This is a genomic window from Nostoc sp. NMS4 (genome assembly GCF_017115095.1).
Taxonomy (GTDB): domain Bacteria; phylum Cyanobacteriota; class Cyanobacteriia; order Cyanobacteriales; family Nostocaceae; genus Nostoc.
In genome coordinates this window covers 1-6,880 of the sequence record NZ_JABXKI010000154.1, presented here as the reverse complement: position 1 = coordinate 6,880, position 6,880 = coordinate 1, and the positions used below count along the sequence as shown (strand labels likewise).

Annotated in this window: 6 protein-coding genes; all 6 read right to left on the bottom strand. The window is 44.0% G+C overall.

Annotated elements, in window-relative coordinates; translation table 11 throughout:
• On the bottom strand, positions 1-160 hold a 160-nt coding region (locus HWQ37_RS34850), incomplete at its 3' end, for a DoxX family protein (protein ID WP_465249695.1).
• Positions 161-443: 283 nt separating this feature from the next.
• Positions 444-3,356: an aminomethyl-transferring glycine dehydrogenase gene (gene gcvP, locus HWQ37_RS12835; protein ID WP_292747794.1), complete on the bottom strand. Its 2,913-nt coding sequence runs from the start codon at positions 3,354-3,356 to the stop codon at positions 444-446.
• Between the two features lie 204 nt (positions 3,357-3,560).
• Positions 3,561-3,950: a glycine cleavage system protein GcvH gene (gcvH, locus tag HWQ37_RS12830; RefSeq protein WP_069072677.1), complete on the bottom strand. Its 390-nt coding sequence runs from the start codon at positions 3,948-3,950 to the stop codon at positions 3,561-3,563.
• A 123-nt stretch (positions 3,951-4,073) separates the two neighbouring features.
• Positions 4,074-5,210, bottom strand: coding sequence for a glycine cleavage system aminomethyltransferase GcvT (gene gcvT / locus HWQ37_RS12825; protein WP_292747793.1), 1,137 nt, complete (start codon positions 5,208-5,210; stop codon positions 4,074-4,076).
• Positions 5,211-5,504: 294 nt separating this feature from the next.
• A complete protein-coding gene (locus HWQ37_RS12820; RefSeq protein ID WP_292747792.1) occupies positions 5,505-6,467 on the bottom strand; it encodes a DUF6009 family protein in 963 nt (320 codons plus the stop codon).
• On the bottom strand, positions 6,451-6,804 hold the full coding sequence (locus HWQ37_RS12815) for a hypothetical protein (RefSeq protein WP_292747791.1): 354 nt from the start codon (positions 6,802-6,804) through the stop codon (positions 6,451-6,453). The genes HWQ37_RS12820 and HWQ37_RS12815 overlap by 17 nt, the downstream gene beginning before the upstream one ends.
• Between the last annotated feature and the right edge of the window lie 76 nt (positions 6,805-6,880).

Here is a 6,880-nt window from a genome sequence, read left to right as displayed (position 1 = left end):
AAATTTCATAAAAGCCACTGAGATAAACCAATCCTAAAGGGTAAGGAAGTTGCGGCGGCACAATTTTGACAAATGGTTCTGGAACAATAAAGTGTGTCACTCCAACCACAATGATCGATATAGCAAGGAAAACACGTAATATTTCCTTATACTTATTCATGGGTTTTGCCTGATTATATACTTGTCCTATTACTTAAGTTTCATTTATAAATGTTAATCTGGCTTGAGTCAATAGGAGGAGAAATTGACAAACTTTTGCATAATTACCGTACAGCCTATATTCAGGTATGTGAGCGATTCTTTAATGTTCACGTCGCTTAGGGATTTCCAAGAAATAAATTATTCAATCTTGTGGGGTGGGCATCTTGCCCGCCTTTGGTTATTGGGCGGGCTTTCCGGCCCACCCCACAAAAAATAATTGGATATTTTTTATTTGGAAGTCCCTAATAAGCATCCATTGGCAGACATGAGCAAACAAAATTCCGATCGCCAAAGGCTGCATCAATACGACCAACAGCCGGCCAGAATTTATACTCACGAGTCCAAGGCGCAGGATAGGCAGCTTGTTCACGAGAATAAGGATGCTGCCATTCTCCAGTGATAAGACTTTCGGCTGTGTGGGGTGCGTTCTTCAAAACATTATCTTGGATATCCACCTTACCAACTTCTATTTCGGCAATTTCTTGGCGAATAGAAATCAACGCATCACAGAAACGATCCAACTCTTGTTTAGATTCACTTTCTGTAGGTTCCACCATGATTGTACCCCCTACAGGCCAGGAGACAGTTGGGGCATGGAAACCATAATCGATCAGACGCTTCGCAACATCATCAATTTCGATCGCAGCTGATTTTTTTAGCGATCGCAAATCTAAAATACATTCATGGGCAACTAGACCATTTTTCCCCTGATACAAAACTGGATAGTACGATTCCAGTTTCTTGGCGATGTAGTTAGCGTTGAGAATCGCCACCTTAGTTGCATGGGTTAAACCATCTGCACCCATCATCGCAATATACATCCAAGAAATCACCAAAATACTCGCACTACCCCAAGGCGCAGCCGCAACCGCACCAATATTTGAGTGCTGAGTTGAGTTGTCGATAGTTACAACAGGATGTCCGGGGAGAAACGGCACAAGATGAGATGCAACACCAATCGGCCCCATACCAGGGCCACCGCCACCATGAGGAATACAGAAAGTTTTATGCAGATTTAAGTGACAGACATCCGCGCCAATATCCCCAGGACGGCAAATCCCCACTTGGGCATTCATATTTGCCCCATCCATGTAAACTTGTCCACCATGACTATGAACAATAGCGCAGATTTCCTGAATTGGCTCCTCAAAGACACCGTGAGTTGAGGGATATGTCACCATTAAGGCAGCTAATTCATTACTGTGTTTTTCTGCCTTATTTTTCAGGTCAGCAACATCAATATTACCTTGTGAGTCACAAGCAACAGCCACCACCTTCATCCCACACATCACCGCACTGGCTGGGTTTGTCCCGTGTGCAGAAGTAGGAATCAAACAAACATTCCGGTGTGCTTCACCCCGATTTTTGTGATATTGGCGAATCACCAAAAGTCCAGCATACTCACCCTGAGAACCAGCATTTGGTTGTAGAGAAATTCCGGCAAAACCAGTAATTTCAGCTAACCATGCCTCAAGTTGCTGGAATAGGATTTGATAACCTTGCGTTTGCGACGCGGGTGCAAATGGATGAATCTTGCCAAATTCTTCCCAACTTACTGGAATCATCTCAGCAGTTGCATTCAACTTCATTGTGCAAGAACCCAAGGGAATCATCGATGTAGTTAGCGACAAGTCCTTGCTTTCCAGCTTGTGCAGATAACGCAACAACTCAGTTTCTGAGTGATAACGGTTAAAAACTGGGTGAGTAAGATAGTTGCTTGTACGAGAGAGGGAGATATGGCCAAGAGAGGGAGAAGTTAATTCTTCTAAAGAAAAGGGTAAATCATCTCTACCAGCAAAAATCTGCCAGAGGTCGATTAAGTCTTCTGGCGTAGTTGTTTCATCCAGCGAAATACCAACAGCACTTGCATCAAAAACACGCAAATTAATTTGAAGTTGTTCGCTAGCTGCCAGAATATCTTCTAAATTGCGTCTTCCTACTTCTACTCGCAGCGTATCAAAAAAATCTGGGGAACTGATGCTGTAACCCAAACGTTTCAACCCTTCCGCCAACAACACTGTCAACGAGTGGATATTTTCAGCAATTTGTTTCAGTCCAGCCGGGCCATGATACACCGCGTACATACTTGCCATCACCGCCAGTAGCACCTGTGCAGTACAGATATTACTAGTAGCTTTTTCGCGGCGGATGTGCTGTTCGCGGGTTTGTAAGGCGAGACGTAATGCTGGCTTCCCTTGAGCATCTTTTGATACTCCGACAATTCGCCCTGGAACCAGTCGCTTATACTCTTCCTTCGTAGCAAAGTATGCGGCGTGAGGTCCCCCAAACCCCAACGGAATACCGAAGCGCTGGGTGCTGCCGACAGCAATATCAGCGCCAAATTCTCCAGGAGGCGTTAGCAAAGTTAAACTTAGAGGATCTGCTGCTACCGTCACCAATGCACCCTTAGCATGGGCTTTTTCTATAAAAGCGCGGTAGTCGTAAATAGTGCCATCACTTGCAGGGTATTGCAGAACAGCCCCAAAAATTGCTTGTTCAAAATCAAATGTTTGATGATCGCCAACAATGATCTTAATCCCTAATGGTTGAGCGCGTGTTTGCAACACATCAATAGTTTGGGGATGGCAGTCACCAGAGACAAAATAGGCATTTGCCTGATTTTTGGAGACACCATAACTTAAGCTCATTGCTTCAGCTGCGGCTGTGGCTTCATCAAGTAGCGAAGCATTGGCAATTTCCAAACCGGTGAGGTCGATAATTAGGGTTTGAAAATTTAGCAGCGCTTCTAGTCGTCCTTGGGCAATTTCTGGCTGATAAGGAGTGTAGGCAGTATACCAACCGGGGTTTTCTAAGATATTGCGCCCAATCACAGGTGGGGTAATAGTGTCGTAATATCCCATACCGATGTATGAACGGAAAACCTGATTTTTGGCCGCAACTTTTTTTAACGATGCCAGTGCTGCATACTCACTTTCTGCTGCTGGTAACTTTAGCGGTTGCTTCAGCCTGATTGACTGTGGAACTGTTTGGTCGATGAGGGCATCCAGGCTGGGAAACCCCAAAACCTTAAGCATAAGCTGGATATCATCGGAGTTAGGGCCAATGTGTCTTGGCACAAAACTACTTAACTTTTGACTTTTTCCGTCCAGCGCTTGCTGCTCATCAGACTTGAGAATAGGGGCGTTCAATACCACAAATTACTCTCCAGATAATACTATTTCATATTTTGCAATAAATACTCTTAAACTGGTGGCTGAGGATTGGGAAGATGAGGGAGATGAGGAAGCAGGGGAAGCAGGGGAAGCAGGGGGAGATAAACAAAACTCCTAACTCTTAACTCCTAACTCCTAACTCTCCCCACTCAGAACTCAGAACTCAGCACTCAGCACTCAGAATTCCTACTCCCCTTCTACTTGGGCGCGATACTCATCTGCTGTCAAGGCATCCTCAACTTCGCCAGGGTCATTGACGCGCACTTTCAAAAACCATCCTTCTCCGTAGGGGTCTTCTGATACTTCTTCGGGAGAATTAATTAAGGCTTCATTGCGTTCTATAACAGTGCCTGTCACTGGTGAATTTAATTCTTCAACGGCTTTGACTGATTCAATTGTGCCAAAGTTTTCTCCCCTGGTTAGAGCATCACCAATTTCTGGCAGTTCCAAAAAGACGATATCACCCAATTCATGTACGGCAAACTCAGTAATGCCAATGGTGGCAATTTCACCATCGATTCGCACGTATTCATGAGAATCTAGGTATCTGAAATCTTGCGGATATTCAAAAGACATATCACTTCCTCTCCCTTATTAAAAAAATTATTCCCTAAAAGTTGTCCAAGCCACATCTGGTAATGAACCTTAGTGTAGATTAATAACTCACAACACATTATTCCGCAAAAACCTCGGCGCTTATCAGTTGGCAACACGATTTTTTGACCGATAAAAGGGACGTTTAACTACAACTGCTGGATAAGCTTTGCCGCGAATTTCGACTTCTAGCTGCTGACCGACAGTTGCTAGCTGGGTGGGAACGTAGCCTAATGCAACAGGATAACCAAGTGTAGGTGACAGAGTGCCACTAGTAACTTCTCCCACAACTTTACCTGCGGATAACACTTGATAACCATGACGGGCAATGTTGCGTCCTTGGGTTTGCAAACCTACCAATCGGCGCTGTACTCCAGTGGCTTTTTCTTGTGCTAAAACCTCCCGACCAATAAAATCGCCTTTAGTATCTAAGTGAACTAACCACCCCAAACCCGCTTCTAAGGGTGTGGTGGTGTCATCGATATCTTGTCCGTAAAGTGCCATCGCTGCTTCTAGCCGCAGAGTGTCTCTCGCACCGAGTCCACAGGGGATAACACCACTTTTATGGAGACTGCGCCACAGTTCTACTCCCACATCCGGGTCTACCATCACCTCAAAGCCATCTTCTCCGGTGTAACCTGTGCGGGCCAAAAAGGCAGGTTTACCTAGTAAGGTTGCTTCTAAATGTCCAAAGGCTGTGATTGGTTGTAAGTCTTCTTGCACTAATGGCTGGAGATATTTAATCGCTTTTGGCCCTTGGACGGCAATTAAGACTTTATCCGGTGAAAGGTCTTGGAATTGCAATTTATCTAGGTCAAGGTGTTGTAACAGCCATGCTTTATCTTTATTGGAGGTTGCCGCATTAACTATGATGAATGCCTTTTGTGTACCACTGGTGTCTTCACCTTGATAATAAACAATGATGTCGTCAATAATTCCCGCTTGGGGATTTAACAATACGGTGTATTGTGCTTGACCGGCTTGCAAACGACTCAAATCGGAAGGCACTAGCGGCTGGAGTTGGGAAATTAGGTTTTTACCTTGGAGGGTAAATTTGCCCATGTGGGAAATATCGAACATTCCTGCTGTATTTCTGACAGCCTCATGTTCGCGGCTAATTCCACTAAATTGCACAGGCATTTCCCAGCCGCCAAAGCTGGTAAGGCGTGCTTTGAGTTCTACACCCAGTTGATATAAAGGGGTTCGCGCCAGAGATTGGGCGTTGTCTTCTTGATTAGCCACATAAACCTTCATTTTTCAAGACTTTCAGCCATCCTAACCTTAAAAATGCTCACACAATGCTCAAACAGGTTATTTTGAGTGTTTGAGAGTGAATAATAGGTATAAATTAATACTCAGCATTCATGCTCAAATAATGCTCACCTTTTTAGTAGTGAATCTCTATCTATCCTATATGTGAGATTTGTCTAACAAGTTGTTGGAGTAAATTAAGCATACCTATATTTGCAAAATGACATCAATTTTCTGAGAAAAAACATAACTTTTTAAGTTTGTCTTGGGGTGCAGGGTAAGCGGTTACTCGACTAACTCCCTCCCTGTTACCTGCATAGCCTGTTTTAGGTCAGCGAGTAGTTGAGCAACGTGTTTATATCTCTCACCTGGTTGCCCCCCGGCGCTTTTCCCCCTACTCTCATCTACCCTTGACTCCCAGCTATCAAGGATATGCTTTACCATCTCCAATTCCCCTACTATCTCCTCAGCATTGTCACCAAGGGTAGGTGGTAAACGGTAAACCTGAGTTTTGACCTTATCACCCCACTTACCTACCCTACCGGAACCAATGCGTTTACCACCGTGACCACCTCTTACCCTAATTATTTCATGGCTAGGGTAAGTTGCCTTTGCCTCCCTAGTCGCTTCATCTACAGAATTAGCGTCTAGTTGCAGTAACCCTGCGTCTCCATTGCTAGGGTCTTTTATCTCAATTAGATATTTAGCCATAATCCCTATCCTGTATACCTTTACCATTGTATCTTGAAAGTGTAACAGAATCAAGACTTGATTGTGTAACAGGTATGGTAGGTTTACAGCTAGAGAGATGATTAGTAACTGACTAATTGCGATCGCGGTTGAGACTTCTATTATTAGCAATTGGTCATTGGTGAGCAACTGCCATCCTAATGCTCTATCGGTGACAGTTCCCAGGATGCCAGTTGAGACAGTTAGCGGGTCGATAGCTTCTGGTGGTACACCGTATTTATAAGTACCTTCAGGGTCAAAATATCTATCTTCAGGCTTCAGGTAGAAAACACGGCGTAATAGACCGTACTCGCAAGTTACACCGCGTCGCAGGGTAGCATAACCAGCAAGTTTAAACTTGCTGTATCTAATTAATTTGTTCCCATTGGAACATAGCTTGAGCCGATGCCGAACATAGGGCATATTCTTTGGTGGAATCTTCCAAATAATCTCAGATTCCCAGTTTAGTGAATCTTCATCAGACATCTGAAAGAATGATGTTTTAACTTGTTGATTCATGTCCTTCTGACTTAATAATTGATAACTCTTCAGGATGCAACCAAGGAGTGAAGTAGCCGTCAGGTTTTTTGCAAAAATACTGCTGTTTGTCAAACCTGGCTACTTCCATCTTTAGTCCACCTAATGTAGTGGCGTAACGTTCGCCTACATAGGAGACTGCATCACCAACTTTAAATTGATTAAAATCAAAAAAGTTTGGGTTTAGGTCTACACTGCCTACACTATCCTTACCTGGCAAGGGTTCTGGGTATACACTCAAGCCTACATTAGGTATACATTCAAGCCTACATTCCTCTAACTCAAGTTGCTTTGGTTTATTGGTAATTTCTTCAGTCAAGTCATTGTGTAGGCTAGAATGGGGAGCAACGCGATTTGGTGAGGTAGGATCAAAAACCAGCGAACGCTAACAACTT